Genomic DNA, 23387 nt, shown 5'->3' on the forward strand with positions numbered 1-23387 from the left:
TCCGATGGCGGGAGTGCGCGGTGAAAGTGGACGCCGAGGGAGACGCGACGCGCGGCGGGTTCGGGACCGGAGCGAAGAGAACGGACGCCGCGGCGAGAGCGGAAGTGAAGACGTTACTCGGTTCGCAGGCCGCCCCGCTCCTTGATGTCCATGATGTGCCGGACGTTCAGGTATATCTCCTCGGGGGAAGTGTCCTCGTCGGGGTCGTACAGGTCGCTCACGCGGTAGAGGACGGCCGAAAGCTGTCTGCTCTCGGAGGTGTCGCCGTACACGTCCTCGGCCACCGCACGGAGCAGTTCCCGGCGGTCGGCGTCCGGTTCGAACTCAGCCTCCGAGTCGGGGGCCATCTCCCAGTCGGGGTCGTCGGCGTCCGACTCCTCGGGCGCGCCGCCGTCGGTCCGCGCTTCGGACGCCGGCCGGTCGGTCATTCCCTCCTCGCTCATCGCCCCGAGGCCTCTCGCCGCCGGACGACGCCCGCCATGTCGGCGACGTTCTCGGTCAGTCGGCGGAAGGCGTCGGCCGTCTCGCTGTCCTCCTCTAAGACGACGGGTCGGCCGCCGTCGCCGCCCGTCCGCACCGCGGGGTCGAGCGGAATCCCGCCGAGGAACGGCAGGTCGTTCTCGGCGGCGAACGCCTCGCCGCCGCCCGTCCCGAAGATGTCGTGCGAGGACCCGCAGTCGGGACACCGGAACGACGACATGTTCTCGACGATGCCGAGCACGTTCGTGTCGTGCTTGCCGAACATCTGCAGGCCCTTCCGGGCGTCGTCGATGGCGACGTCCTGCGGCGTCGTCACGATGACCGCGCCGGTGAGGGGGAGCGTCTGGAGCACCGTGAGTTGGGTGTCGCCCGTCCCCGGCGGCAGGTCCAGAATCATGTAGTCGAGTTCGCCCCACTGCACGTCCTCGACCAACTGGGTCAGCAGTTTGTGGACCATCGGGCCGCGCCAGATGACCGGGTCGTCCTCGCCGACGAGGAAGGCCATCGACATCAGTTTCACCCCGTACCGCTCGGGGGGGACGATCTGCTGTTCGCCCGTCGCCTGCGGCGCCTCGTCGGCGGAGACCATGCGCGGAACGTTCGGTCCGTACACGTCGGCGTCGAACAGGCCGACGCGCGCGCCGAGTTTCGAGAGACCCGCCGCGAGGTTCACCGCGACGGTGGACTTGCCGACGCCACCCTTCCCGGAGGCGACGGCGATGACGTTCTTCACGCCGGGGAGGACGTCCTCGTCGGCCGAGAGGCCGCCCGGAATCGACGCCGAGAGGTCCACCTCGTAGTCGGTGTCCGCGAACTGTTCTCTGATTTTCGCGGCGATGTCCGTCTCGTGCGGCGAGTACGGCGCGCCGAGGGCGACGGAGATGCGGACCACGCCCGCCTCCTCGTCCACCTCGACGGCGTTGACGAGGCCGAGCGAATCGATGTCGTCGCCGAGGTCCGGGTCCTCGACCGCCCGGAGTCGGTCGCGTACCGCGTCGTCGTTCATGCCGCGAGAATGGGTCCGTGCGCCGAATAAGGGTTTTGAAGGGGTCGTCCGAGGGAGGCGCTCTTCGTAACTCGCGGTCGACACGTCCGTCCGCTCGCGTAACCGCTCGTCGTTACTATTCGAGTTCGGCGGGCCGCGAATTTATCAGCGTCCGCTCCCAGTTTCGAGATATGCTCGAGGACGATTTCGGACGCGAGGTGACCGGCGTCCGCGTCTCTCTCACCGACCGGTGTAACTTCGACTGCGTCTACTGTCACAACGAGGGGCTGGGCGACACGCGCGGGCCGATGGACCCCGACGACGACGAGATGTCGGCCGACGACGTGGTCCGCTTTCTCGAAGTGGTCGAGGAGTTCGGCGTCGAGAAGGTGAAGTTCACCGGCGGGGAGCCGATGCTCCGGCAGGACCTCGAAGAGATACTCGAACGCACGCCCGACTCGATGGAGACGTCGCTGACGACGAACGGCACCTTCCTCCCGGGCCGCGCCGAGGACCTGAAGGAGGCGGGCCTCTCGCGGGTGAACGTCTCGCAGGACGCCCTCGACCCCGAGGAGTTCGCCGAGATAACCCAGTCCGGCGCGTACGACCAGGTGATGGAGGGCGTACAGGCCGCCGTCGACGCCGGCCTCTCGCCGGTGAAACTCAACATGGTCGTCTTCGAGCACACCGCGGGCTACGTCGACGAGATGGTCGAGCACGTCGCCGAGAACGAGGGCCTCCAACTGCAGCTCATCGAGTACATGCCGGAACTGACCGGCCGCCCCGAGTGGAATATCGACATCCAGCGCGTCCACGACTGGCTCGCGGACATCGCCGACCGGGTCGAACACCGCGAGATGCACGACCGCAAGCGCTACTGGGTCAGCGACACCGACCCCGATTCGGACGCCGACGCGGGCGACGACGGCGGCGCCGGGATGGTCGAAATCGTCGACCCCGTCGAGAACGAGGAGTTCTGCGCGAACTGCCACCGGGTCCGCGTCACCCACGAGGGCTACCTCAAGGGCTGTCTCAACCGCAACGACGACCTGCGGACGATGGGCGAGATGACCCGCGAGGAGATACGCGAGACCTATCGGGAAACGGTCGAGAACCGGGTGCCCTACTACGGCGAGTACCTCGTGCAGGACGACGACGACCAGTGGGTCGTCAACGAGAAGTACATCGGCGCCTGAGCGGGTCGACGCCGACGCTCGCTCCCCCGTCGACCGACAGTATATCACTCCGCGCGGCGTATCAACTGCATGACAACCGCCTCCGACGACGCTCCCGAACCCTTCTCCGTCTCTCACATCCTCCTCGCCACCGACGGGAGCGCCGGCGCCGAGGCGGCCGCCGTCCACGCCGTCGAACTCGCCGCGCGGACGGACGCGACGCTGCACGTCCTGAGCGTCGCCGACGACAGGCACGCCGACTCGTTCTCGACCGAGCAGATGCGCCGGCGGGAGCGAACACGTTCCGCGATGGAGGGCGAGGAGGCCACCGCCACCGCGGCGCGGCGGGCGACGGCGGCGGGCGTCCACGCCCTGACCGCCGTCGAGGAGGGGCGACCGGCGGCCGTCATCGCGGACTACGCCGCCGACGTGGGCGTCGACGTCGTCGTGGTGGGAACGCACGGTCGAACCGGGGTCGGCCGCTTCCTCCTCGGGAGCGTCGCCGAGGCCGTCGTGGACGCCGTCGACGCCGCGGTGCTAGTGGTGCCGACGGCCGAGGAAGGCTCGGACCCGACGCCCGACTACCGGCGCCTCCTCCTCGCCGTCGGCGGAGGCGAGAGCGGGGACGCGGACCGCGCGGCCGACGCGGCGGTGTGGCTGGCGGCCGCCTACGACGCCGAGGTGACGGCGCTGTCCGTCGTCGACGAGCGGTTCGCCCGCCCCTCGGCGCTCAGAACGTCGCTCGAATCCGCGGCGCGTGAGACGGTCCGGGGCGTCGCGGTCGACGCGGCGGAACGAGGCGTCGCGGTCGACACAGCCGTCGAGACGGGCGTCCCGGCGACGCGCGTCCTCGACTTGGGGAGCGATTCCGACCTCGTCGTGGTCGGCGGACGGGGACCCCGCGGACTCGACGCCGTCCCCCTCGGGAGCGTCGCGCGGCGCGTCGTCCGCCGGAGTCGGGTGCCGGTGCTGGTCGTCCGGGACGTACCGGCGGGAGCGAAGACCGACTAGTCCGACCGCGACTCCGCGACGAACTCGTCGATGGCCGCGCCACCCTGGAACCCCTCCGCCAGCGTTCCGACGCGTTCGCCGTCCTCGAACAGGACGAGGGTGGGGACGCTCCGGATGTCGAAGCGGTCGACGAGGCCGATGTCGTCGCGCGGGTTGCAGAGGGCGACGGTCAGGTCCTCGTGCGCGCGGGCGACGTTGCCGAGGACGGGTTCGATGCTCTGACACAGCGTACAGCCCTTCGTGTAGAAGTCGACGAGGACGAGGTCGTTCCCGGCGACGAGGGCGTCGAGTTCGGCCTCCGACTCCACGGTGACGGGTCTGTTCGGGGCGTCGGCGGTGGAGGGTGCGTCTGCGCTCACACGTGGTAATAGGGTCACCGCGGCTATATCGCTTCGGCGGGGTGTCGCTGTCGGCGCACGGCCGCGCGACGGGCCGTGCGTACTTTGCGCTCCGCGACGAACGCGTCACCGTGATAGTCGTCACCGGTGCGACGGGGACGGTGGGCGAACCGACCGTGGAGTCGTTGCTCGCGCGCGGCGCGAACGTGCGGGCCGCGGTTCGGAATCCCTCGGTGGCGTCGGTCCCCGCGGGGGCCGAGACCGTCGAGTTCGACTTCGAGCGCCCCGAGACGTGGGGGCGGGCGTTCGACGGCGCGACGGGACTGTTCCTCCTCCGGCCGCCGACGACGACGCGGGTGTCGCGGCGCCTCCTCCCGGCGGCGGACGCGGCGGTCCGGTGCGGCGTCGGCCGGGTGACGTTCCTCTCGGTGCTCGGCGCCGAGCGGAACCCCCTGCTCCCGCACCGCCGGGTCGAACGTCACCTCGAAGCCGACGACACCGACGCGGGCGCGAACGCGACGTACGCCTTTCTCCGCGCGAGTTACTTCATGCAGAACCTCGCGGAGGTCCACGCCCCCGACGTCCGCGAACGCGGGGAACTGTTCGTCCCCGCGGGCGACGGCGCGACCAGCCTCGTCGACGCCCGCGACGTGGGGGCCGTCGCCGCCGCGACGCTGACCGAACCCGGCCACGCGGACGTCGCCTACGACCTCACCGGCCCGGAGGCGGTGACGTACGGGGCGGTGGCGGCCGTCCTCTCGGACGCCCTCGGGCGGCCCGTCGAGTACGTCGACCCGTCCGCCTGGGCGTTCGCGCGGCGGATGCGCCGCCGGGGGCACGACTGGGGGTTCGTCGTCGCGATGCTCGGCATCTACGCGACGGCGCGGTTCGGCCTCGCGGGGCGGGTCGAACCAGACGCGTCTGCGGTGCTCGGACGACCCCCTCGGGACGTGGCGACGTTCGCCGCCGACTACGCCGACGTGTGGCGGTGAGCGGAGGCCCGTTCGGGCGGAACCGCCCGCTTCGAGGCGTGTGTGCCGCTCTCACCCAGGCGCCCTATCGTGATGCTTAAGTAGGGTCCACGTTTTGTTCCGACTGCAATACGCTGTAGGGGCGCCGGCCCCGAGTCCGAGAGGGCGACAGTACCAGAGCACGAGTTGCGGTAGCCAAGCCTGGCCCAAGGCGCAGGGTTGCTAACTCTGTGGCATATCGCCTCCGGGGTTCGAATCCCCGCCGCAACGCTCGCCCCGACTTTCCAGCCATGAGTGCAGAAGAACCAGAAGACGACGCTCCCGAGGAGGAGGAAAACCTCCAATACTTCGTCCGAATCGGTCAGACCGACCTGGACGGCACGAAGTCGGTAGAGCGGAGTCTCTCCGACATGAAAGGTATCGGCAAGCGCACGGCGCGCATCGTTACCGACGCCGCGGGTGTGGACCGAACGGCGACGTTCGGACTTCTCGACGAGGACGAAATCGACTCGGTCGTCGACGTCGTCGAGAACTTTACCGACCACGCCCCCGAGTGGATGATCAACCGCCGCGACGACTTCTACAGCGGCGAGACCAACCACAAGACCGGCTCGGACCTCGAAGAAAAGCGCCGCCACGACATCAACCGCATGAAGATGATCAACTCCTACAAGGGCGTCCGACATCAGCGCGGACAGAAGGTGCGCGGACAGCGCACGAAGTCCACGGGACGTACCGAGGGGACCATCGGCGTGAACGTCGAAGCGATCAAGGAAGAACAGGCCGCCGAAGAGGCCGCCGAAGAGGCGGGTGACGAATAATGGCGACCGGTAAGAACACCAAGTTCTACGAGACGCCGAACCACCCGTTCCAGGGCGAACGTATCGCGCAGGAGGCCGACCTCCTCGGGCGCTACGGTCTGAAGAACAAAGAGGAACTCTGGCGCGCCCAGTCCGAACTGCGCGACTACCGCCGCGAGGCCCGACGCCTCATTGGCGAGGCGCAGGGCGATATGGAGGCCGCCGAAGAACTCGGCGAGGAGTTCCTCGACCGACTCCGCCGCTACGGCATCCTCTCGCAGGACGCCGACATCAGCGAGGTGCTCGGTCTCGACGTGACCGACATCCTCGAACGCCGCCTGCAGACCGTCGCCTACCGGAAGGGCATCGGTCACACGCCGCAGCAGTCGCGGCAGTTCATCGTCCACGGCCACGTGGTCGTCGGCGAGGGCCGCGTCACGCGCCCCTCGAAGAAGGTCGAAGCCGCCGAGGAGGACCTCGTCGCGTTCGACGAGGGCAGTCCCCTCTCGGACGAACTACACCCCGAACGCGCAGAGGGGCAGGAGTAACGTAACCAATGAGCGAATCCGAAAACTCCGGCACGACGTGGGGCATCGCCCACGTGTACGCATCGTTCAACAACACCCTCATCACCGTGACTGACCAGACCGGCGCAGAGACGGTCGCGAAGTCGTCCGGTGGCGCCGTTGTGAAGCAGAACCGCGACGAGGCGTCGCCGTACGCGGCCATGCAGATGGCCGACACGGTCGCAGAGGAGATCAAAGCGGCCGGCATCGACGCCCTGCACGTCCGCGTGCGCGGGCCCGGCGGCAACCTCAACAAGAGCCCCGGCCCCGGCGCGCAGGCGACGATTCGCGCGCTGGCCCGCGCCGGACTCGAAATCGGCCGCATCGAGGACGTCACTCCCATCCCGCACGACGGGACGCGCGCGCCGAAAAACAGCCGACTCTAACCCAGAACCATGGCAGAAGATTTCGAGGTCGAGTTCATCGAACGCGACGACCGGAAGGCTCGCTTCCTCGTCCGCGGGATGACCCCCGCGGTCGCGAACGGCATCCGCCGGGCGATGATCGCGGACGTGCCGACGTTCAGTATCGACACCGTCCGGTTCGTCGAGAACTCCTCGGTCATGTTCGACGAGATGATCGGTCTGCGCCTCGGCCTCGTTCCGCTGACGACCGACTTGGACGACTTCGAGGAGGGTGACGTCGTCACCCTCGCTCTCGACGTCGAGGGGCCGGCGACGGCTTACTCGGGCGACATCGAGACGTCCGACGGACTCGTCCACCCGGCCGACCAGAACGTGCCCATCGTCGAACTGAAGGAGGGTCACCGCCTCGAACTGGAGGCCGACGCCGTCCTCGGGCGCGGGAAGGAACACGCCAAACACCAGGGCGGCGTGGCCGTCGGCTACCGACATCTCCACCGCATCGAGGTCGTCGGCGACGCCAACGAGTTCGACGAGCAGGAGCCGAACATCCTGCGCGGCGTCATCGAGGAACAGGCGGCCGAACACGCCGCCGACGAGGGCGCGCAGAACGGCGACCTCGTCCCCACCGATGCGTTCGACAACGACCTCACGAAGCGGTACCCCGGAAAGGAGGTCGAAGTCCACGACGTCCCCGGCGCGTTCGTCTTCCACGTGGAGACTGACGGGTCGTTTACCGTCGAGGAACTCGTTCGGCGCGCCGTCGAGAGCATCTCCGACCGCGCCGCCGAACTCGAAGAGAAAGTCGCGATATAGAACCATGACTGCCCCTCACACCATCCGACGACGACTCGCCGCCCCCGGCGCGCGAGTCGCCCAACCGGCTGCCCTGACGGCCGCGGAGCCGCGACAACGGCTCGCAGGGAACCGTCGGACCGAAACTGGTTTGAAGGGGCACGCAGTACGTCGGAGTGCGCGCAGGGATAGCCAAGTCTGGTCAACGGCGCGGCGTTCAGGGCGCCGTCCCATAGGGGTCCGCAGGTTCGAATCCTGCTCCCTGCACTCCGTTTTCTCTCAACAGATAGACAATGAGTAAGACTAACCCGAGACTCAACAGTCTCATCGCCGAGCTAAAGGCGGCCTCGCGCGACTCCGGAGCCAACGTGTGGCAGGACGTCGCGGACCGTCTGGAGAAGCCCCGGCGCACCCACGCAGAGGTCAACCTCGGTCGTATCGAACGGTACGCCAAGGAAGACGAGACGGTCATCGTCCCCGGCAAAGTGCTGGGCAGCGGTGTGCTGGAGAAGAACGTCACTGTCGCGGCTGTCGACTTTTCGTCGTCGGCCCGCAAGAAAATCGAGCAGGTCGGTTCGACGGTGACGCTCGAACAGATCGCAGAACAGAACCCCGAGGGCTCCGACGTGCGGGTGATCCGATGAGTCTCGCAGAGTTCGACGCCGACGTGGTCGTCGACGCGCGGAACTGCATCATGGGTCGCGTCGCCAGCGAGGTCGCCCAGAAGGCGCTTGCGGGCGAGAAGGTCGCCATCGTCAACGCCGAGGACACCGTCATCACGGGCTCCGAGGACGACGTAATGAGCGTCTACCGCAAGCGCGTGGAAGTCGGCTCCGACCAGGGTCCGTACTACCCCAAGCGGCCGGACCGCATCTTCAAGCGCGCCGTCCGCGGGATGGTCCCGTACAAGACCGACGAGGGCCGCGAAGCGCTCTCGAACGTCCGCGTCTACGTCGGCAACCCGTTCGACGAGGACGGCGACGTCGTCGACGGCACTTCGCTGGACCGCCTCTCGAACATCAAGTTCATCTCGCTCGGAGAGGTCTCCGAGAAACTGGGTGCTAACGTCACATGGTAACGAATACGTCCGGAAAGAAGAAGACGGCCATCGCCCGCGCCACCGTGAGCGAGGGCGAGGGCCGCGTCCGTATCAACTCCCGACCGGTCGAACTGACCGAACCGGAGATGGCCCGCCTGAAGATGCTGGAACCGTTCCGCATCGCCGGCGAGGACCTCCGTTCGCAGGTCGACATCGACGTCACCGTGTCCGGCGGCGGTTTCGCCGGGCAGGCCGACGCGACGCGCACGGCCATCGCGCGCGGTCTGGTGCAGCATCTCAACGACGCGGAACTCCGCGACGCCTACATGGACTTCGACCGCTCGCTCCTGGTGAACGACGTTCGCCAGTCCGAGTCGAAGAAGTGGGGCGGACCGGGTGCGAGAGCGCGCTACCAGAAGTCCTACCGCTAGGTGATCCAACCATGATGATTCCCGTCCGGTGTTTCACGTGCGGCAACGTCGTCGGCGAACACTGGGACGAGTTCAAGGCTCGCGCCCGCGAGGGTGACGAAGACCCCGCCGAGGTCCTCGACGAACTCGGCGTCGAGCGCCACTGCTGTCGGCGCATGATGGTCTCGCACAAAGACCTCGTGGACGTGGTGGCACCGTACCAATAATGCACCAGCGCTACAACCGATACGAGAAGGCACGCATCCTCGGCGCGCGAGCGCTGCAGGTGTCGTACGGGGCGCCGGTCCTACTCGACACGGACCAGAGCGAACCCATCCTCATCGCGGCCGAGGAGTACGACGCCGGTGTGCTGCCGTTCACGGTCAGACGAGAGGGTAAGTGAACATGACACTCATCACCGACGTACGGCTCCGACGCGTCCTCGACTCTCGGGGCAACCCGACCGTCGAGGCGGACGTACTCACCGAGTCGGGCGGCTTCGGCCGCGCGGCCGCGCCCAGCGGCGCGAGCACCGGCGAGTACGAGGCTATCGAACTCCCGCCGTCGGAGGCCATCGCGGCCGCCCGGCGCCACGCCATCCCGCGCCTCGTCGACGAGGTGTACGCGGGCAATCAGCGCGAGGTCGACGGGGCCCTGCGCGCCGCGGACGGGACGGACAACTTCTCGGAGGTCGGCGCCAACAGCGCCGTCGCCATCTCGATGGCGGCCGGGAAGGCCGGCGCCGACGTGCTCGGTGCACCCCTGTACCAGCATCTCGGCGGCGCGTTCCGCGGTGAGAACTTCCCGACGCCGCTCGGCAACGTCGTCGGCGGCGGCGAACACGCGAAGGAGGCCACGCACATCCAGGAGTTCCTCTCCGCGCCGGTCGGCGCGCCGAGCGTCTCCGAGGCCATCTTCGCCAACGCCGCGGTCCACGCCCGCATCTCCGAGATACTCGACGACCGCGACGTCCCCGCCGCGAAGGGCGACGAGGGCGCGTGGGCGCCGCCCATCTCGGACGCCGAGGCGTTCGAGGTGGTCGACGAGGCCGTCTCCGACGTGGAGGACGACCTCGGGTTCGAGATCGGATTCGGTCTCGACATCGCAGCGGCCGAACTGTACGACGAGGACGAGGGCGGCTACGTCTTCGGCGACGAGGTGAAGTCGACCGACGAGATGGTCGACTACGTCGCCGAGATGGTCCACGAGTACGACCTCGTCTACGTCGAGGACCCCCTCGACGAGAACGACTACGAGGGCTTCGCGGAACTGACCGAGCGGGTGGGCGAGCAGACGCTCGTCTGCGGCGACGACCTGTTCGTCACCAACGTCGAACGCCTGCAGGACGGCATCGACGTGGGCGCCGCGAACTCCATCCTCATCAAGCCGAACCAGATCGGCACCCTCTCGGACGCCTTCGACGCCGTCGAACTCGCCGTCCGGAACAACTACGACGCGGTTATCTCGCACCGTTCCGGCGAGACGGAGGACACCACCATCGCACACCTCGCCGTCGCGACCGACGCCGCCTTCATCAAGACGGGGGCGGTGCAGGGCGAGCGAACAGCTAAACTGAACGAACTCATCCGCATCGCGGACGACGCAGTATGACAGACAACGACAACGAAGCGGTCGAAGTCGTCGACGAGGACGTCGCGGAGGCCGAAGACGCCGACGCCGACGCCGCCGAGACGACCGAGGCCGAGACGACCGAAGAAGAAGTCGCCGAGGCCGACGAAGCCGACGCCGAAGCCGAAACCGAGGAGGCTCCGGCGAAGGACGTGGCCGAGGCCGAAACGCTCGAGGAAGACGAGGAGGACGCCGGACCGGCGTTCGACGAAGACGTCATGCCGGACGAGGAGGCCGACCTCCTCATCCCCGTCGAGGACTACCTCGCCGCCGGGGTCCACATCGGGACCCAGCAGAAGACGAAGGACATGGAGCGGTTCATCCACCGCGTCCGCGACGACGGTCTGTACGTCCTCGACGTGAGCCAGACGGACTCGCGTATCCGCACCGCCGCGGACTTCCTCGCGAACTACGACCCCGAGCAGATTCTGGTCACGAGTTCGCGCCAGTACGGTCGGTTCCCGGCCAAGAAGTTCGCCGACGCCGTCGGCGCCCGCGCCCGCACGGGCCGGTTCATTCCGGGCACGCTGACGAACCCCGACTACGCCGGCTACATCGAACCCGACGTGGTCGTCGTCACTGACCCCATCGGCGACGCGCAGGCGGTCAAGGAGGCCATCACGGTCGGCATCCCTGTCATCGCCATGTGCGACTCGAACAACCAGCTCTCGAACGTCGACCTCGTCGTCCCGACGAACAACAAGGGTCGACGCGCCCTGTCGGTCGTCTACTGGCTGCTCGCCAACGAGACGCTCGACCGCCGCGGCACCGACCAGGTGTACGCGCTGGAAGACTTCGAGGCCGAAGTCTAACTCCGACCACGCGACCGACGACGATTCCGATTCCTCTTTCTCTCGCCCGCCGAGCGACCGCTCAGTCCGACCGTTCGACCACGCCGAGTCGCCCCGCGAATCGCTCGTGGTCGAACCACGCCGCGCGCGCCCCGTCCCCGCGTCCGAACGCGAACGGGTCGCCGAGCGAGAAGCGCTCGCGGGCCGCCTCGAAGTCGTCGACCCCGAGGAGGTACGCGCACGGCCCCTCCCCGACCGTCTCGAGTCGCTTCCGGAGCGGTCCGTCCGCCCCCGTCCCCGCCTCCGCGAGGGCGACGGGGGCGCCGGGACAGACGCGCAGGCGGTCGAACGGACCGGCGGCGTCGACGGGCGTCGGCAGGCGGTGCCGCCGGGTCAGGAGGTCCGCGGACGCGTCGGCGTCGTCGACGGCGAGGACGACGGCGGCGGTGCCGACTAGGGGCGAGTCGAGGAGGTCGGGGTCGGGCGTCGTTCGGTAGGAGCGAGGCGTCCGGTCGGAGACGAGAAACGGGAGTCGTTCGTCGCCGTCGGGGCCCTCGAAGCACATGTCCCACTCGACGCGCGTCCCGTTCGGACGGACCCGCGAGCCCTCGTGCGGACCGTCGACGCGGACGCCGCGGTCGATGGCCGCTTTCGCCGCCGCGGCCGCGTCGGGCACGTCGAGACACCACCCCGCGGGGCCGGCGTCCGCGGCGAGGTGTGCGGGCCAGAATCCGGCGTCCGCGGGGTCGGTTCCCTCCGTCGGGGCGACGAGTTCGAGGTAGGAGCCGTCGGGGAGGCCGACGACGGCCATGTGCGTCGTTCCGGTTCCGTGCGGGCCGCCGTACGCCGTGGGGAGGCCGACGGTCTCGGCGACCGCTCGCAGGTCGTCGAGGTCGAGGCCGCTGAAGGCGACGTGGTCGATGGTGAGCACGCCTCGCCACTCGACGCGAGCGGGCATAAACGGGACGGAGCGACGGGGCGCCGAGAACCGGCCGCGTCGGCGCTCAAACCGCCCTCCCGCGGGTCGGACTGCCAGAACAAGGGTTTTGTCTCCCCACCTCTACCGTCCTGTATGGATATCCTCCGTAGCGTCCACGCGGTCGCGACCGCTTCGGGCGACGGCACCGGGACCGGCGCCATCGATTGGGTCGCCGTCGCCGACGCCGCGAAGAACGTGACCGACCCCGGCGATATCGCGCTCTCCGATGCCGACCGCGAGGGGTACGCGACGGACGTGCGCGACGCCCGCCGCCGCCTCCGCGACGTGGGCGACGTCGAGTTCGACCTCCCAGACACCGTCGAGGTGCAGAGCCGCCACCACTGGATCGACGCGAACATCCGGACGTTCGAGCGCGTGATGCGACCCATCGAGGAGCGCGGCCGCGTCACCCTCCCCGGCGTCACCCGCGTCGTCAACACCGGGACGATGGCGTTCATGCTGTCGTTCCTCGGCAAGAACGTCCTCGGGCAGTACGACCCCCTCCTCCTCGCCGAGGACGACGAGGAGCACGGCCTCTACTTCGTTCACCCGAACATCGTCGCGGCGTCGGAGTCGCTCGACGTCGATCTCGACCGCTTCCGGCGCTGGATCGCCTTCCACGAGGTGTCGCACGCCGCCGAGTTCGGCGCGGCCCCGTGGCTCTCAGAGCACCTCGAAACCCGGATGCAGGACGGTCTCGACGCCCTCGCCGACGGGCAGTTCGACCGCGAGGCGTTCTCGGACCTCGACACCGCGATGACGGCCGTCGAGGGGTACGCGGAACTCCTGATGGACCGCGCGTTCGACGAGGAGTACGAGGACCTCCGGGAGAAACTCGACGCCCGCCGCAAGGGCGGCGGCCCCGTCGCCCGCCTCGCCCGCCGCCTCCTCGGCCTCGGGATGAAGCGCCGCCAGTACGAACGCGGCGCGCGGTTCTTCGAGACCGTCGCGGACGAACGCGGCGTCGCCGCCGCCTCGACCGTGTGGGAGCGCCCGGAGAACCTCCCGACCGAGGAGGAACTGGAGAACCCCTGGAAGTGGATCGCTCGGGTGAACCCCGAGTCGCGGCTGTAACGTCAGCCCACGACGTCGACGCCCGTGATGTCGAACCGCGCGCCGCCCTCCGCGCTCTCGGTCACGCGAATCTCCCAGCCGTGGGCGTCGGCAATCTCGCGGACGATGGCGAGTCCGTACCCGGTTCCGTCCCGGTCCGTCGAGTAGCCGTGCTCGAACACGCGGTCGCGGTTCTCCGGCGGAATCCCCGGCCCGTCGTCCGCCACGTAGAAGCCGTCGGGTAGGTCGCCGACCGTGACGGTCACCGACCGGCCGCCGCTCTCGGCCTCGTGAGACGCGGTCTCACTGCTCGTGGAACCGTGTTCCACGCTGTCTCCGGGAGCGGAGCGACCGGAGGCCTGTCGAGCACCGTGCTCGACAGCGTTCCGGACGAGGTTCTCGAACAGTTGCCGGAGCCGCGTCCCGTCTGCACGAACCGTCTGCTCGGTCTCGACTCGGAGCGTCGCGTCGGCCGTCGGAACGTTCATCCACGACTGCTCGACGACCGAGGCGAGTTCGACGGCCGAGAGGTCGTCGATGACGTCCCCCGACCGAGCCAGCATGAGCAGGTCGTCGATGAGCCCGTTCATCCGTTTGAGCGAGCGCCGCGCGGGTGCGAGGTGGTCCAGGTCCTCGGTTTGTTCGGCCAACTCGACCGACCCCATCGCCACGCTCAGCGGGTTCCGCAGGTCGTGCGAGACGATGGAGGCGAACCGCTCCAGCCGACCGTTCTGCCGCTGCAACCGCTCGTTCGCCCGCTGGCGCTGCAGCTCCGAGCTCACCCAGCGGCTCATCAGGTCGACGAGCGTCACCTCCCACTCGGAGAACGGCTCTCTCCGAGGTTCCGTATCGTAGAAGCAGAACGTGCCGTAGACGCCGTCGTCGACGAACACCGGCGTTCCGAGGTAACAGGAGATGCCCCACTCGGTGAAGCCCGCTCGGTCCGTCTCCTCCGGCGCGTCGCGCTCGATGTTCTCGAGAACGAGCGTCTTCTCGGTCGCCGCGGCGATTTCGCAGTTGGTCGCCGACAGCGGCACGATATCCCCTTCGGAGATGCTGTCGTCGGCCGCATCGACCACCTCGAAGCGGTACTCCTCGCCCCGAATCCGCGACAGCGTCCCGTAGCCGACTCCCAGTTGCGCGCGACCGAGCGCGAGGAGCCCCCGGACCTGTTCGTCGAACGATAGCTCCGGGTCGGCGGTTATCTCGTACATCTCGCGGAGGACGCGTTCGCGCGTCCGTCGGTCGGTGATGTCGCGGTCGGAGACGATTATCTCGGTTACCTCCCCGTCGTCGTTCGTCACCGGTCTGAACACGCCGCTGACGGTACGGTGCCCGTCGGCGCCGACGATTTCGGCCTCGAACGGGACGTACTCTCCGGACGCCGCGCGGTCGACCCACCGCTGGACGTCCTCGCGGAGGGAGTCGTCGTCCCCCCACCACGGCGCCTCGCGGAACGGCGTCCCCAGCACCGCCTCGCGGTCGGCGTCGATGTACTCCATGGCGGTCCGGTTGACGTCGAGGACCGTCCCGTCGGGGGTGAGCAACCCCACGAGGACGTTCGGGTCCTCGAACACCGCCTCGTACTGGCGCTCCGCGCGGGCGAGCTCCTCCTCGCGGGTCCGACGGTACGTGATATCTCGGGTCGACCCGCCGACGTGCGTGACCCGCCCCTCGGCGTCGGTTATCGGTTCCCCTTTCACCCAGACGTAGCGGCCGTAGCCTTCGGCTTCGTTGACGCGGTACTCGACGTCGACCGCCCGTCCGTTCGAGAGGGCCTCCATGGACCGCTCGACCCGTTCTCGGTCCTCGGGGTGCACCGCGTCGAGAAACGCGCGGGAGTCCTCCCGAAGGGTCGCGAGCGATTGCCCGTACACCGTCTCGTAGGAGTCCGTGATGAACACCAGTTCGCTCCAGTCGCGGGAGAACAACCAGAGCACGTCGTCGGTGCGGTCGACCAGTTCGGCGAACAGGTGCTGTATTTCGTTCATCGAGGTCCGCGCGCGGTCGCGTTCGACCACGTTGGCGATGCGGTTCGCGAGCACCGCGTAGTGGTCGGTGCCGGACTCCTTCTGGAGGTAGTCCGTCGCGCCGGCCGTGATGGCCTCGCTGGCCACCTCCTCGGACCCCCGCCCGGTGTAGAGGATGAAGGGGAGGTCCGGGCGCGTCGAGCGGATGGTTTCGAGGAAGTCGATGCCGGTGCGTTCGGGCATCTCGTAGTCCGAGACGACGCAGTCGAACGTCTCCTCGGCGAGTCGGTCCAGTCCCTCCTCGACGCTCGCCGCCGTCTCGACCGTCAGTCGGTCGTCCGCCCGTTCGAGGAACGCCGCGACCAGTTCGCCGAGGTCCGGCGCGTCGTCGACGTGGAGGACCCGAATCCGGTCGGTCGACGGCGATACCCCCGCGAACTCGTTCATCGGTCGGTCGCCTCGGGAGTCGACCCCGTAGAGCCTTCGGACGCGGCGGTTCGGGGATATATGTTAGTTGTCATCTGTTGGTAACTCGGCGTCGAAACGGGTCGCAGCGCCCGGTCGAGGCGGATTCGGGCGACGGAGCGACCCGGCCCCCTCCGGACGGCGAGACGGTCGCCCCGTTTGTTCGTTCCCAGGCGCTTCCGGACGCTGTCGGATAAACGTTCGTCTCGGGAAGCATCGCGGGCCCCCCCCGTCGGCCGGCGCCCGTCGCTCATCGACTGCGGCCGCGGTTCGTCGTCGCCAGGAAGTCGGCCCACCACCGGACGAGAAAGAAGATGAGGAGAAGGCCGACGAGCAGTCCGCCGAGGAAGCCACCGCCGACGAAGGCGAGAGAGCCGCCGGCCTGGACCGCGACCAGCGCGCCCGAGACGGCGACGAGGAGGACGAACCCGACCTTCAACCGGGCGCTCGCGGTCTCCCGTTCCTCGTCGGTCATGCTCGGTCCGACCATTCAGCCGTCCTCCGGGTCGTGCGCGACGCTCACGTGCATCCCCAGAAACACCCACTCCTCGGAGTCGCCGCCCGTCCCGGCGTCGGGTCCGCCTCCGTCGTCCCCGTCGGTTCCGTCGGTTCCCTCGCTCGCACCGTCGGCCGCGGGACGCCGTTCGAGGGTCCCGCTCCACCGCGTGTCGAACTCGCGGTCCGCGCCCGCCTCGGTGTCGGTCCACGCCATCCGAACGTCGTCGGCGAAGGCGGCGTGGTCGTCGCGTTCGACGACGCGTAGGTCGCCGCTCTCCACGGTCCAGTCCGTCGTCGTCCGGGTCTGCTCGCGGAGTCCCTCGGCGACCGCGTCGTAGCCGACGAGCGTCTCGCCCACCCCGAACTTCGTCACCGCCTCGGATTCCGCGAAGTAGGGGTACAGCGGCTCTCCGCGGCGAAGGGCTTCGTAGTAGTCCTCGACGGTCGCCCGTGCGCTCATGTTCGATACGTCGGCGCGAGGGGATTTGAAAACACGGTTCCGCGCCGCGGGTGAGGCCGTCGCCCGTCCGCCGCTACTGGAAGCCGCGGCCGACCGCGTCCTCGTCGATGAGGTCCTCTAAGTCCTCGCTCAGCAGGTCGTCGGCGTCGGCGAACTCCTCGGTCAACTCGTCGAGTCGGTCGGGGCGGCCGTCGAACTCGTACTCCATCGGGCCGAACGCCGGACTGTCCACGGCGTCCATCAGGTCGGTGAAGAAGTCCTCCGGCGTCGTCGGCGCCTCGGCGTGGACCTTCACGGTCTCTTCGAGGCGCGTCGCCATCGACTTCGCGTGGTCCTCGTCCTCCGGTGGCGACTGCACGGCGAACCGCCCGCCGTCGCCGCCGTCGCCGCGGCGCGGGAGCAGCGGTTCGATGTCGTCGTCGATGCGGCGGGCGACGCGCGACCCGACGCCGCGGACCTCCAAGGGGTTCTTCGCGTACGTCTTCAGTTCGTAGACGCCCACGCTCGGGTGCCCGAGGAACAGTTCCTCGCCGAGTCCCTGCTCTCGATGACCGGCGACCGCCCGCCAACCGTCGGGGTCCGCGCCCGATTCGGTGACGTCCGAGAGTACGTCCTTCCAGTCTCTGACGCGCATACGTTCGGTGGTACCACGGCGCTTCGGATGAGCGTGCCGGTTTCAGCGGGTAGTTCCGATATGTGGCGAACGTGGCTGTCAGAACGCGAGGTGCAGTTCGCGCGAGTGACTCTCGGCCATCGCGCTCCCGCGACCGTGAACACCTCGGAAGGGACCACCCGTGCCGGTCGGTCGGCCGGCTATCGCCCCCGTGCGCCGCGCCGACCCCCGTTCGACTTCAGTGACCGACAGCGTTTTTCGCGCCGACGCGGACCACTCCGTGTGAACCTCCGCGGCCGTCTCGTCGAGGTGGGCGAGGAACGCGAAGTGGAGACGCAGTACGGGACGCGGTCGCTCGCCGAGATGACGGTCCGCCCCGAGGGCGGCGACGTCGACGCTCCCGACGCGACCGTCCGGGTAACCCTCTGGGGGAAGTGGACCCACACCGCCGACCTCGCGGAATCCGGCATGGACCTCCTCGTCACCGACGCGGAGGAGTCCGAATATCGGGGCGAGACGACCTATGCTACGTCCAAGGAGTCGTACGTCGTCCTCGAACCCGACTTCCTCGTCGACGTGACCGACGTGCGCTCGTGGGTGCAGTGCCCCCGGATGTACTATCTGAACAAACTCTCGGGTATCCCGCTGAACTACCCCGTCGTCAAGGGGACCGTCGTCCACGAGGTGTTCGGCGACCTATTGCGGGGCCGAGATTTGGAAGACTCCATCGACGAACGCGTCGCCGAGGCGGGCCTGCAACTCGGCCTCCTCGGCTACGACGCCGAGGAGGTGCGAGACGAGGTGCGTCGCAACGCCGCCGCTATCGAGGGTTGGTTGGCGCAAGGGACCCTGACAGAAGAAGACGGGTGGCGCTCGGAGTACACGCTCATCTCGCCGACGTTCGGAATCAAGGGGCGCGCCGACGCCCTGCGACGCGGGATGCCCGTCGAGTTGAAGACAGGTAAGAACCTCAAGCGCGACCCGCGGTTTCAGGACAAGATTCAGGCCGCCGCGTACGCCCTCGTCCTCGCCGAACGCGGCGTTCCCGCCGATACGGCGACGCTCTTGTACACGAAGAACACGGCCTTAGAGCGGAACGAGGAGTCGGGCGACCTCTCGCCCGCAAAGGAATTCTCCGTCGGCAAGGGACTCCTCGACTTCGTCGTCCGCAAGCGCAACGAGATAGCCGCGATGGAGTTCGATTTCTCGGTGCCGACGGGGTTCGAGGCCGACGCGAAGTGCGAGTACTGCTTCGAGCAGGACACCTGCATGGTCGTCTCCGGGCGCTTGGACCAGGAGTCGAAAGCGGGACAGATAGGCACGCCGCTCCCCGAAGACGAACGCGAGTACTTCGACCGGTTCTACCGCGCCATCGAGGAAGAGCGACGCGAGACGCACGAGGAGTACCGAAAGCTCTGGGAGCAGTCCGCCGAGGAACGCGCCGACGACGACAGGGCGCTCATCGACCTCGACTACGTCGACCGGCGCGAAATCGAGGGCGGCCGCTGGGAACTCCGCGCGCGACGGCCCGACGGCGCGGTGTCGAAACTCCGCGAGGGCGACATCTGCCTGGCCAGCGACGGCGACCCGGTGGGCGGGCACGCCGAACTCTGTCGCATCCGCGAACTGGGCGACGAGGTGGTCGTCACCGCGGACGAACCCGTCGAACTCCGGCGTCTCGACGTCTACCCCTCCGAGATATCCGTCTCGCGGATGCTCACCGCCGTCCACGACGCCCTACTGAAGGGGTCGGAGGACCGCAAGGACGTGCTGTTCGGCCGACGCGACCCCGAGTTCTCGGCTCGGAGCGCGGAGGCGTACGTCGACAACAACGAGGCGCAGAACAGGGCGGTACGACTGTCGGTCGACGCCGACGATGCCGCACTCGTCCACGGACCGCCGGGCACGGGCAAGACGTACACCATCGCGCGCACCGTCCGCGCCCTCCTCGACGACGGTCAGCGGGTCCTCCTATCGGCGTTCACGAACCGCGCCGTCGACAACGCCGTGGAGGCCCTGCGCGAACAGGGATTCGAGGATATCGTCCGCGTCGGCACGGAGAACGGCGTCCGCGAGGACATGCTGGACCTCCGTCTGAAGACGGCGGGCGAACCGAACGACCGCGCGGCGGCGCTGAACGACGCGCCCGTCGTCGCCGCCACTACCTCCTCCTGCGGGTCGCGGATGATGCGCGAACAGTCCTTCGACGTGGCCCTCGTCGACGAGGCGTCGCAGTTGACCGAACCCGGCACGCTCGCGGCAATCAACCTCGCCGACCGGTTCGTCCTCGTCGGCGACCACCAGCAGTTACCGCCGGTGGTCAGAGCCGAGAACGACCTCCAGAAATCGCTGTTCGAGCGACTCGTCGACCGCTACCCCGAGGCGTCGGTGATGCTGGACCGCCAGTACCGCATGAGCCAGCGCATCCAGGCGTTCTCCTCGGCGGAGTTCTACGACGGCGCGCTCAGACCCGCCGGCGGCGAGGTGGCCGCGCAGCGACTCTCGGACCTCGGCGTCGCGGAGTCCGCACTGCCCGAGGAACTCCGCGACCCCGTGGCGTTCGTCGACCCCGGCGGGTCGCGCGTCGGCAACACCAACCCGGCGGAGGCCGACCGCGTGGCCGAACTCGTCGACGCCTACGCCGCCGCCGGCGTCGACCCCGACGACATCGGCGTCATCGCGCCGTTCCGCGCGCAGGTCGCCGAGATAAGCAAGCGGACCGACGTCACCGTCGACACCGTCGACCGATTTCAAGGCTCCTCGAAGGAGGTGATTTTGGTGTCGTTCGTCGCCGCCGGGGGGCTCGACGGCCCCATCTTCGAGGACCATCGCCGGATCAACGTCGCCCTCACGCGCGCGAAGAAGGCGCTCGTCCTCGTCGGCGACGCCGACGCCCTCGCCTCGGACCCCTTCTACGCGCGGATGCTCGACTGGGCGCGGCGGTGAGGGCGGCGACGTGCGGACCGCGTCGGGGTACCGGTCCGACGGCGGCCCGTCGGCCGACCGTCACGCGAGAACGCTTTTCCTCGTGGGGTGCGAACTAGTAGCATATGTCTCAGAAACAGAGCCCGATGTCTCGGCCGGAGGCCGACTCGGAGGGACAACTCCTCGGCGTGAGACAGGCGGCGCTGGGAGCGGCGGCCGGACTCGCGGGGATGGCGGTGATGGTCCCGCTTCTCGGCGTCGCGTGGCTGCTCGGGGCGTTCGAACTCTCGGCCGTCGCCGGTCTGGCGAGCATCGTCGGACTCGGCGAGAGCTTCCTGCTCGGCGCGATAATCTTCGTCGGCGGCGGGATGACGACGATTCCGCTCCTGTTCGCCTCGCTGGCGGTGTTCATGCCGGGCGAGAGCATGGGGACGAAGGGCGCCGTCTTCAACGCCATCGTCTGGACCGGGTTCGCCGTCGCCTTCTGGTCCGAACAGACCGGTCTGACGCTCGCGCTGTACCTCCTGTTGACGCTCCTAGCGCACGTCGGCTACGGCTACGTCCTCGGCACCGTCTACGGCCGCTACGCGACTATCCCCGTCTACGACGTCTGAGATGCCGCTGCTCCAGTTCGACACGACGGCCGAGGCGAGCGCCGAGGAGCGAGAGCGGTTCACCGCGGCGGTGACCGACCTGTACGCCGAGGAGATGGCGACGACGACGGGCCACGTCGCCGTGGTGATACGCGAGCACCCCCCGGCGAACCTCTCTTTGGGCCGCGCCGAGGAGGGTCCGCTGTGCTTTCTGAGCGCCGACATCCGCGAGGGCCGGTCGTTCGAGCGCAAGCGGTCGTTCGCGCTGGCGGCGATGGAACTGGCGGCCGAGCGGTTCTCGATACCCGAGACGAACCTGAAGGTGTCGTTTACCGAGCACGCGGGGGAGGAACTGATGGGCGTCGACCGGGTGGGCGGGGAGTGGTCGCCGACCGAAGAGGACGGCGAGTGAGCGGCGGGGAACGGAGGGCTACCAGAGGATGGCGGGCCAGACGAACTGGAACATGAACCAGAGGAGACCCGTCAGCACGACGGTCATCACGAGGTTGAGGATGACGCCGGCGCGCATCATGTGCTTCTGTTCGATGTAGCCCGACCCGAACACGATGGCGTTCGGCGGCGTCGCCACCGGGAGCGCGAAGGCGAAACTCGCCGCCACGGCGCCGGAGACCGAGAGGAAGACGGCCGCCGCCACCTCCGCGAGACCGAGCGTCGTGGCGAAGACGCTGCCGATGCCGATGAGGATGGGGACGATGATGGTCGCCGTCGCGGTGTTGGAGGTCATCTCCGTGAGGAAGATGACTAGGAGAACGACCGCGGCGACGACGAGGACGATGGGCGCGCCGGTCAGCGAACTGAACACCGTGTTGGCTATCCAGTCGGTCGCGCCCGTCGCCGCGAGGGCGTCCGCGAGCGCGATACCGCCGCCGAACAGGAGGATGGTCCCCCAGTCGATGTCGACGAGTTCGTCCCACTCCATGGTGTCCGCGAGGACCAGGGCCGGAATCGCCGCGAGACCGACCATCACGTAGTAGAGGATGCCTTGGTGGCCCTCGACGCCGAGCACCGTCGCGCCGTCGCCGCCGAACACCGTCGTCGCCCACGCGGCCGGGAGGTACGGGCCGATGAGGTCGCCGAGGCCGCCGAGCACCCACAGCCCCGCGGTCGCGGTGAAGATGTACGCGACGCGCTTGCCGCGCGTGCTCAGTTCACCCTCCTCTTCGAGGTAGCGCGCCGCTTCCTCGCGGGCCGACTCGACGTTGTCTATCTGCGGCGGGTAGATGCGGTAGGTGAGGAGGTACCAGACGAGGGGAAGCGTGACGACGACGATGGGGATGCCGATGAGTAGCCACCGCGCGAACCCGATTTCGTAGCCGAGTATCTGGTTGAGTTGCGCCGCGAGGATGGCGTTCGGCGGCGTGCCGATGAGCGTGCCGACGCCGCCGACGCTGGCGGCGTAGGCGGTGCCGAGCAGCATCGAAATCTGGATGTTCGTGAAAGAGTCCTCGCCCGCCCCGTCGCCGAGGCCGGCGTCGCCGACGCCCGCGCCGTCGGACATCGTGTCCGAGGAGCCTCCGGACGCTCCGCGCGCGTCGTCGTCGGTGCCCATCTCCGAGTCGAAGTCGGCGTCGGGGTCGTCGGCGGCCGCGGCCACCTCGTCCCGCCCGAGCACCTGCGTGAGGACGCCGAGCGCGATGGGCGTCATCATCGCCGTCGTCGCCGTGTTCGACACCCACATCGAGAGGAACGCCGTGGCGAGCATCACCGCCGCGACGAGTCGCCGCGGCGACGACCCCATCTTCGACATGATCCACAGCGCGATTCTGCGGTCGATATCGTACTTCTGCAAGGCGTTCGCCAGCATGAAGCCGGCGATGAACAGGAAGATGAGGTGGTCGGCGAATCCGACCAACGCCTCGTCGAGGTCGGGATACACCCCGAACGCGGTGAGCACGAACGGTATCGACAGCGCCGTCACGGCCAAGGGGAGCGCCCCGGTCACCCAGAGGAAGCCGGCGAAGAACATCGTCGCTATCGCGTACTGCCCTTTCACCGACAGCCCCTCCGGCGAGGGGCCGACGGCGACGAGCGCGGTGCCGAACACCGCGATGGCGAACAGTATCAGCCGCCGCTGCGTGCGCGAGTTACCCAGCTGTATCATTGATACACCTCTGCTTACGAAACTCCACGATTAATACTTTCGGAGACGGGATGGGAGAGTTATCGTATCACATACCGTCTGCGATTAAAAGTGCTCCGCGAGCGCTTCGACCTGGTCGGCGCTGAGTTCGGCGGCGTACAGGTCGAGCAGTTCCTCCCGGCGGGACCGCGACAGCGCGCGCGCCCCCGATTCGAGCATCGACACGTGCGCTTGGAGGACGTCGTCGACTTCGCGTTCGACCGTCCGCTGGTCGTAGTCGGCGGCGACGCGGAGCAGTCGCCACGCCCGCGGGGAGAGATCCGCGACGTCGACGGACGAGGTGGCGGCCATCGAGTGACTCTCACGGTTGTTCCCACA

28 protein-coding genes and 2 tRNA genes are annotated in these 23387 nt (G+C 68.5%); 20 read left to right on the forward strand and 10 right to left on the reverse strand.

The features are described from left to right. Window positions 1-113: 113 nt before the first annotated feature. Entirely contained in the window at window positions 114-443 is a 330-nt protein-coding gene (locus tag NDI76_RS10580) for a DUF7976 family protein (protein WP_310924040.1), read from the reverse strand. After that, on the reverse strand, window positions 440-1486 hold the full coding sequence (locus NDI76_RS10585) for an Mrp/NBP35 family ATP-binding protein (protein ID WP_310924041.1): 1047 nt from the start codon (window positions 1484-1486) through the stop codon (window positions 440-442). The genes NDI76_RS10580 and NDI76_RS10585 overlap by 4 nt, the downstream gene beginning before the upstream one ends. Before the next feature lie 170 nt (window positions 1487-1656). Here NDI76_RS10585 and moaA point away from each other — a divergent pair, with 170 nt between their 5' ends. Next, window positions 1657-2661, forward strand: a complete 1005-nt coding sequence (moaA, locus tag NDI76_RS10590) for a GTP 3',8-cyclase MoaA (RefSeq protein ID WP_310924042.1) — start codon at window positions 1657-1659, stop codon at window positions 2659-2661. Window positions 2662-2730: 69 nt separating this feature from the next. Further along, the gene (locus tag NDI76_RS10595) at window positions 2731-3651 is read left to right on the forward strand and encodes a universal stress protein (protein ID WP_310924043.1); all 921 of its coding nucleotides are present in this window, start codon (window positions 2731-2733) and stop codon (window positions 3649-3651) included. On the opposite strand, the gene NDI76_RS10600 is transcribed toward NDI76_RS10595, so the two are convergent. Next, window positions 3648-4010 carry a thioredoxin family protein gene (locus NDI76_RS10600; protein WP_310924044.1) on the reverse strand — a complete coding sequence of 121 codons (363 nt, stop codon included), beginning with the start codon at window positions 4008-4010 and terminating at the stop codon, window positions 3648-3650. The genes NDI76_RS10595 and NDI76_RS10600 overlap by 4 nt on opposite strands. A 2-nt stretch (window positions 4011-4012) precedes the next feature. Between NDI76_RS10600 and NDI76_RS10605 the strand changes: the two genes are divergently transcribed. The 14 genes from NDI76_RS10605 to rpsB all read left to right on the forward strand — a co-directional run bounded on the left by NDI76_RS10605 (window position 4013) and on the right by rpsB (window position 11373). Then, window positions 4013-4981 (forward strand): SDR family oxidoreductase, encoded by a 969-nt coding sequence (locus NDI76_RS10605; protein WP_310924045.1) that lies wholly within the window; start codon window positions 4013-4015, stop codon window positions 4979-4981. 164 nt (window positions 4982-5145) lie between these two features. Continuing rightward, window positions 5146-5230: transfer RNA gene (locus tag NDI76_RS10610), tRNA-Ser, on the forward strand. A gap of 20 nt (window positions 5231-5250) precedes the next feature. Further along, on the forward strand, window positions 5251-5781 hold the full coding sequence (locus NDI76_RS10615; protein ID WP_310924046.1) for a 30S ribosomal protein S13: 531 nt from the start codon (window positions 5251-5253) through the stop codon (window positions 5779-5781). Next, window positions 5781-6308 (forward strand): 30S ribosomal protein S4, encoded by a 528-nt coding sequence (locus NDI76_RS10620; protein WP_310924047.1) that lies wholly within the window; start codon window positions 5781-5783, stop codon window positions 6306-6308. The genes NDI76_RS10615 and NDI76_RS10620 overlap by 1 nt, the downstream gene beginning before the upstream one ends. A gap of 8 nt (window positions 6309-6316) precedes the next feature. Then, window positions 6317-6712: a 30S ribosomal protein S11 gene (locus NDI76_RS10625; RefSeq protein ID WP_310924048.1), complete on the forward strand. Its 396-nt coding sequence runs from the start codon at window positions 6317-6319 to the stop codon at window positions 6710-6712. A 9-nt stretch (window positions 6713-6721) separates the two neighbouring features. After that, window positions 6722-7504 carry a DNA-directed RNA polymerase subunit D gene (locus NDI76_RS10630; RefSeq protein WP_310924049.1) on the forward strand — a complete coding sequence of 261 codons (783 nt, stop codon included), beginning with the start codon at window positions 6722-6724 and terminating at the stop codon, window positions 7502-7504. 161 nt (window positions 7505-7665) lie between these two features. Beyond that, a tRNA-Leu gene (locus tag NDI76_RS10635) sits at window positions 7666-7750 on the forward strand. 26 nt (window positions 7751-7776) lie between these two features. After that, the gene (locus NDI76_RS10640) at window positions 7777-8127 is read left to right on the forward strand and encodes a 50S ribosomal protein L18e (RefSeq protein WP_310924050.1); all 351 of its coding nucleotides are present in this window, start codon (window positions 7777-7779) and stop codon (window positions 8125-8127) included. Beyond that, the gene (locus NDI76_RS10645; RefSeq protein ID WP_310924051.1) at window positions 8124-8561 is read left to right on the forward strand and encodes a 50S ribosomal protein L13; all 438 of its coding nucleotides are present in this window, start codon (window positions 8124-8126) and stop codon (window positions 8559-8561) included. Before NDI76_RS10640 ends, NDI76_RS10645 begins: the two co-directional genes overlap by 4 nt. Beyond that, window positions 8555-8953 (forward strand): 30S ribosomal protein S9, encoded by a 399-nt coding sequence (locus NDI76_RS10650; protein ID WP_310924052.1) that lies wholly within the window; start codon window positions 8555-8557, stop codon window positions 8951-8953. The genes NDI76_RS10645 and NDI76_RS10650 overlap by 7 nt, the downstream gene beginning before the upstream one ends. A gap of 11 nt (window positions 8954-8964) precedes the next feature. After that, window positions 8965-9159: a DNA-directed RNA polymerase subunit N gene (locus tag NDI76_RS10655; RefSeq protein WP_310924053.1), complete on the forward strand. Its 195-nt coding sequence runs from the start codon at window positions 8965-8967 to the stop codon at window positions 9157-9159. Next, the gene (locus NDI76_RS10660; RefSeq protein WP_193363638.1) at window positions 9156-9335 is read left to right on the forward strand and encodes a DNA-directed RNA polymerase subunit K; all 180 of its coding nucleotides are present in this window, start codon (window positions 9156-9158) and stop codon (window positions 9333-9335) included. Before NDI76_RS10655 ends, NDI76_RS10660 begins: the two co-directional genes overlap by 4 nt. A 2-nt stretch (window positions 9336-9337) precedes the next feature. Continuing rightward, window positions 9338-10543, forward strand: a complete 1206-nt coding sequence (gene eno / locus NDI76_RS10665; protein WP_310924054.1) for a phosphopyruvate hydratase — start codon at window positions 9338-9340, stop codon at window positions 10541-10543. After that, window positions 10540-11373 carry a 30S ribosomal protein S2 gene (gene rpsB, locus NDI76_RS10670; RefSeq protein ID WP_310924055.1) on the forward strand — a complete coding sequence of 278 codons (834 nt, stop codon included), beginning with the start codon at window positions 10540-10542 and terminating at the stop codon, window positions 11371-11373. Before eno ends, rpsB begins: the two co-directional genes overlap by 4 nt. A 61-nt stretch (window positions 11374-11434) precedes the next feature. Here the strand turns inward: rpsB and NDI76_RS10675 are convergent, their stop codons facing one another. Beyond that, window positions 11435-12310: a VOC family protein gene (locus tag NDI76_RS10675; protein ID WP_310924056.1), complete on the reverse strand. Its 876-nt coding sequence runs from the start codon at window positions 12308-12310 to the stop codon at window positions 11435-11437. Window positions 12311-12424: 114 nt separating this feature from the next. Here NDI76_RS10675 and NDI76_RS10680 point away from each other — a divergent pair, with 114 nt between their 5' ends. Further along, window positions 12425-13405, forward strand: a complete 981-nt coding sequence (locus NDI76_RS10680; protein ID WP_310924057.1) for a zinc-dependent metalloprotease — start codon at window positions 12425-12427, stop codon at window positions 13403-13405. A gap of 2 nt (window positions 13406-13407) precedes the next feature. On the opposite strand, the gene NDI76_RS10685 is transcribed toward NDI76_RS10680, so the two are convergent. From NDI76_RS10685 to NDI76_RS10700, 4 genes are all read right to left on the reverse strand, one after another. After that, window positions 13408-15801, reverse strand: a complete 2394-nt coding sequence (locus tag NDI76_RS10685; RefSeq protein WP_310924058.1) for a response regulator — start codon at window positions 15799-15801, stop codon at window positions 13408-13410. Window positions 15802-16069: 268 nt separating this feature from the next. Beyond that, window positions 16070-16309, reverse strand: a complete 240-nt coding sequence (locus tag NDI76_RS10690) for a hypothetical protein (RefSeq protein ID WP_310924059.1) — start codon at window positions 16307-16309, stop codon at window positions 16070-16072. Beyond that, window positions 16310-16777, reverse strand: a complete 468-nt coding sequence (locus NDI76_RS10695) for a nuclear transport factor 2 family protein (RefSeq protein WP_310924060.1) — start codon at window positions 16775-16777, stop codon at window positions 16310-16312. A 73-nt stretch (window positions 16778-16850) separates the two neighbouring features. Next, window positions 16851-17411: a hypothetical protein gene (locus NDI76_RS10700; RefSeq protein WP_310924061.1), complete on the reverse strand. Its 561-nt coding sequence runs from the start codon at window positions 17409-17411 to the stop codon at window positions 16851-16853. Window positions 17412-17672: 261 nt separating this feature from the next. Between NDI76_RS10700 and NDI76_RS10705 the strand changes: the two genes are divergently transcribed. From NDI76_RS10705 to NDI76_RS10715, 3 genes are all read left to right on the forward strand, one after another. After that, window positions 17673-20336 (forward strand): AAA domain-containing protein, encoded by a 2664-nt coding sequence (locus tag NDI76_RS10705; RefSeq protein WP_310924062.1) that lies wholly within the window; start codon window positions 17673-17675, stop codon window positions 20334-20336. Between the two features lie 104 nt (window positions 20337-20440). Next, on the forward strand, window positions 20441-20929 hold the full coding sequence (locus NDI76_RS10710; RefSeq protein WP_310924063.1) for a DUF6789 family protein: 489 nt from the start codon (window positions 20441-20443) through the stop codon (window positions 20927-20929). Between the two features lies 1 nt (window position 20930). Further along, window positions 20931-21320 (forward strand): tautomerase family protein, encoded by a 390-nt coding sequence (locus NDI76_RS10715; protein ID WP_310924065.1) that lies wholly within the window; start codon window positions 20931-20933, stop codon window positions 21318-21320. Window positions 21321-21338: 18 nt separating this feature from the next. On the opposite strand, the gene NDI76_RS10720 is transcribed toward NDI76_RS10715, so the two are convergent. Beyond that, window positions 21339-23030: an SLC13 family permease gene (locus NDI76_RS10720; protein ID WP_310924066.1), complete on the reverse strand. Its 1692-nt coding sequence runs from the start codon at window positions 23028-23030 to the stop codon at window positions 21339-21341. An 84-nt stretch (window positions 23031-23114) separates the two neighbouring features. Further along, window positions 23115-23360: a hypothetical protein gene (locus NDI76_RS10725; protein WP_310924067.1), complete on the reverse strand. Its 246-nt coding sequence runs from the start codon at window positions 23358-23360 to the stop codon at window positions 23115-23117. Between the last annotated feature and the right edge of the window lie 27 nt (window positions 23361-23387).

Source organism: Halogeometricum sp. S1BR25-6, assembly GCF_031624495.1.
GTDB lineage: Archaea > Halobacteriota > Halobacteria > Halobacteriales > Haloferacaceae > Halogeometricum > Halogeometricum salsisoli.

What these genes read in the sequence shown, in the direction of transcription:
- NDI76_RS10710 (WP_310924063.1), top strand. Translation starts at nt 20,441, where the DNA reads ATGTCTCAGAAACAGAGCCCGATGTCTCGGCCGGAGGCCGACTCGGAG.
- NDI76_RS10675 (WP_310924056.1), bottom strand. Translation starts at nt 12,310, where the DNA reads ATGCCCGCTCGCGTCGAGTGGCGAGGCGTGCTCACCATCGACCACGTC.
- NDI76_RS10620 (WP_310924047.1), top strand. Translation starts at nt 5,781, where the DNA reads ATGGCGACCGGTAAGAACACCAAGTTCTACGAGACGCCGAACCACCCG.
- NDI76_RS10680 (WP_310924057.1), top strand. Translation starts at nt 12,425, where the DNA reads ATGGATATCCTCCGTAGCGTCCACGCGGTCGCGACCGCTTCGGGCGAC.
- NDI76_RS10645 (WP_310924051.1), top strand. Translation starts at nt 8,124, where the DNA reads ATGAGTCTCGCAGAGTTCGACGCCGACGTGGTCGTCGACGCGCGGAAC.
- NDI76_RS10625 (WP_310924048.1), top strand. Translation starts at nt 6,317, where the DNA reads ATGAGCGAATCCGAAAACTCCGGCACGACGTGGGGCATCGCCCACGTG.
- NDI76_RS10700 (WP_310924061.1), bottom strand. Translation starts at nt 17,411, where the DNA reads ATGCGCGTCAGAGACTGGAAGGACGTACTCTCGGACGTCACCGAATCG.
- NDI76_RS10685 (WP_310924058.1), bottom strand. Translation starts at nt 15,801, where the DNA reads ATGAACGAGTTCGCGGGGGTATCGCCGTCGACCGACCGGATTCGGGTC.
- NDI76_RS10585 (WP_310924041.1), bottom strand. Translation starts at nt 1,486, where the DNA reads ATGAACGACGACGCGGTACGCGACCGACTCCGGGCGGTCGAGGACCCG.
- NDI76_RS10715 (WP_310924065.1), top strand. Translation starts at nt 20,931, where the DNA reads ATGCCGCTGCTCCAGTTCGACACGACGGCCGAGGCGAGCGCCGAGGAG.
- rpsB (WP_310924055.1), top strand. Translation starts at nt 10,540, where the DNA reads ATGACAGACAACGACAACGAAGCGGTCGAAGTCGTCGACGAGGACGTC.
- NDI76_RS10690 (WP_310924059.1), bottom strand. Translation starts at nt 16,309, where the DNA reads ATGGTCGGACCGAGCATGACCGACGAGGAACGGGAGACCGCGAGCGCC.
- NDI76_RS10630 (WP_310924049.1), top strand. Translation starts at nt 6,722, where the DNA reads ATGGCAGAAGATTTCGAGGTCGAGTTCATCGAACGCGACGACCGGAAG.
- NDI76_RS10640 (WP_310924050.1), top strand. Translation starts at nt 7,777, where the DNA reads ATGAGTAAGACTAACCCGAGACTCAACAGTCTCATCGCCGAGCTAAAG.
- NDI76_RS10695 (WP_310924060.1), bottom strand. Translation starts at nt 16,777, where the DNA reads ATGAGCGCACGGGCGACCGTCGAGGACTACTACGAAGCCCTTCGCCGC.
- NDI76_RS10580 (WP_310924040.1), bottom strand. Translation starts at nt 443, where the DNA reads ATGAGCGAGGAGGGAATGACCGACCGGCCGGCGTCCGAAGCGCGGACC.
- NDI76_RS10725 (WP_310924067.1), bottom strand. Translation starts at nt 23,360, where the DNA reads ATGGCCGCCACCTCGTCCGTCGACGTCGCGGATCTCTCCCCGCGGGCG.
- NDI76_RS10720 (WP_310924066.1), bottom strand. Translation starts at nt 23,030, where the DNA reads ATGATACAGCTGGGTAACTCGCGCACGCAGCGGCGGCTGATACTGTTC.
- NDI76_RS10655 (WP_310924053.1), top strand. Translation starts at nt 8,965, where the DNA reads ATGATGATTCCCGTCCGGTGTTTCACGTGCGGCAACGTCGTCGGCGAA.
- moaA (WP_310924042.1), top strand. Translation starts at nt 1,657, where the DNA reads ATGCTCGAGGACGATTTCGGACGCGAGGTGACCGGCGTCCGCGTCTCT.
- NDI76_RS10650 (WP_310924052.1), top strand. Translation starts at nt 8,555, where the DNA reads ATGGTAACGAATACGTCCGGAAAGAAGAAGACGGCCATCGCCCGCGCC.
- NDI76_RS10595 (WP_310924043.1), top strand. Translation starts at nt 2,731, where the DNA reads ATGACAACCGCCTCCGACGACGCTCCCGAACCCTTCTCCGTCTCTCAC.
- NDI76_RS10615 (WP_310924046.1), top strand. Translation starts at nt 5,251, where the DNA reads ATGAGTGCAGAAGAACCAGAAGACGACGCTCCCGAGGAGGAGGAAAAC.
- eno (WP_310924054.1), top strand. Translation starts at nt 9,338, where the DNA reads ATGACACTCATCACCGACGTACGGCTCCGACGCGTCCTCGACTCTCGG.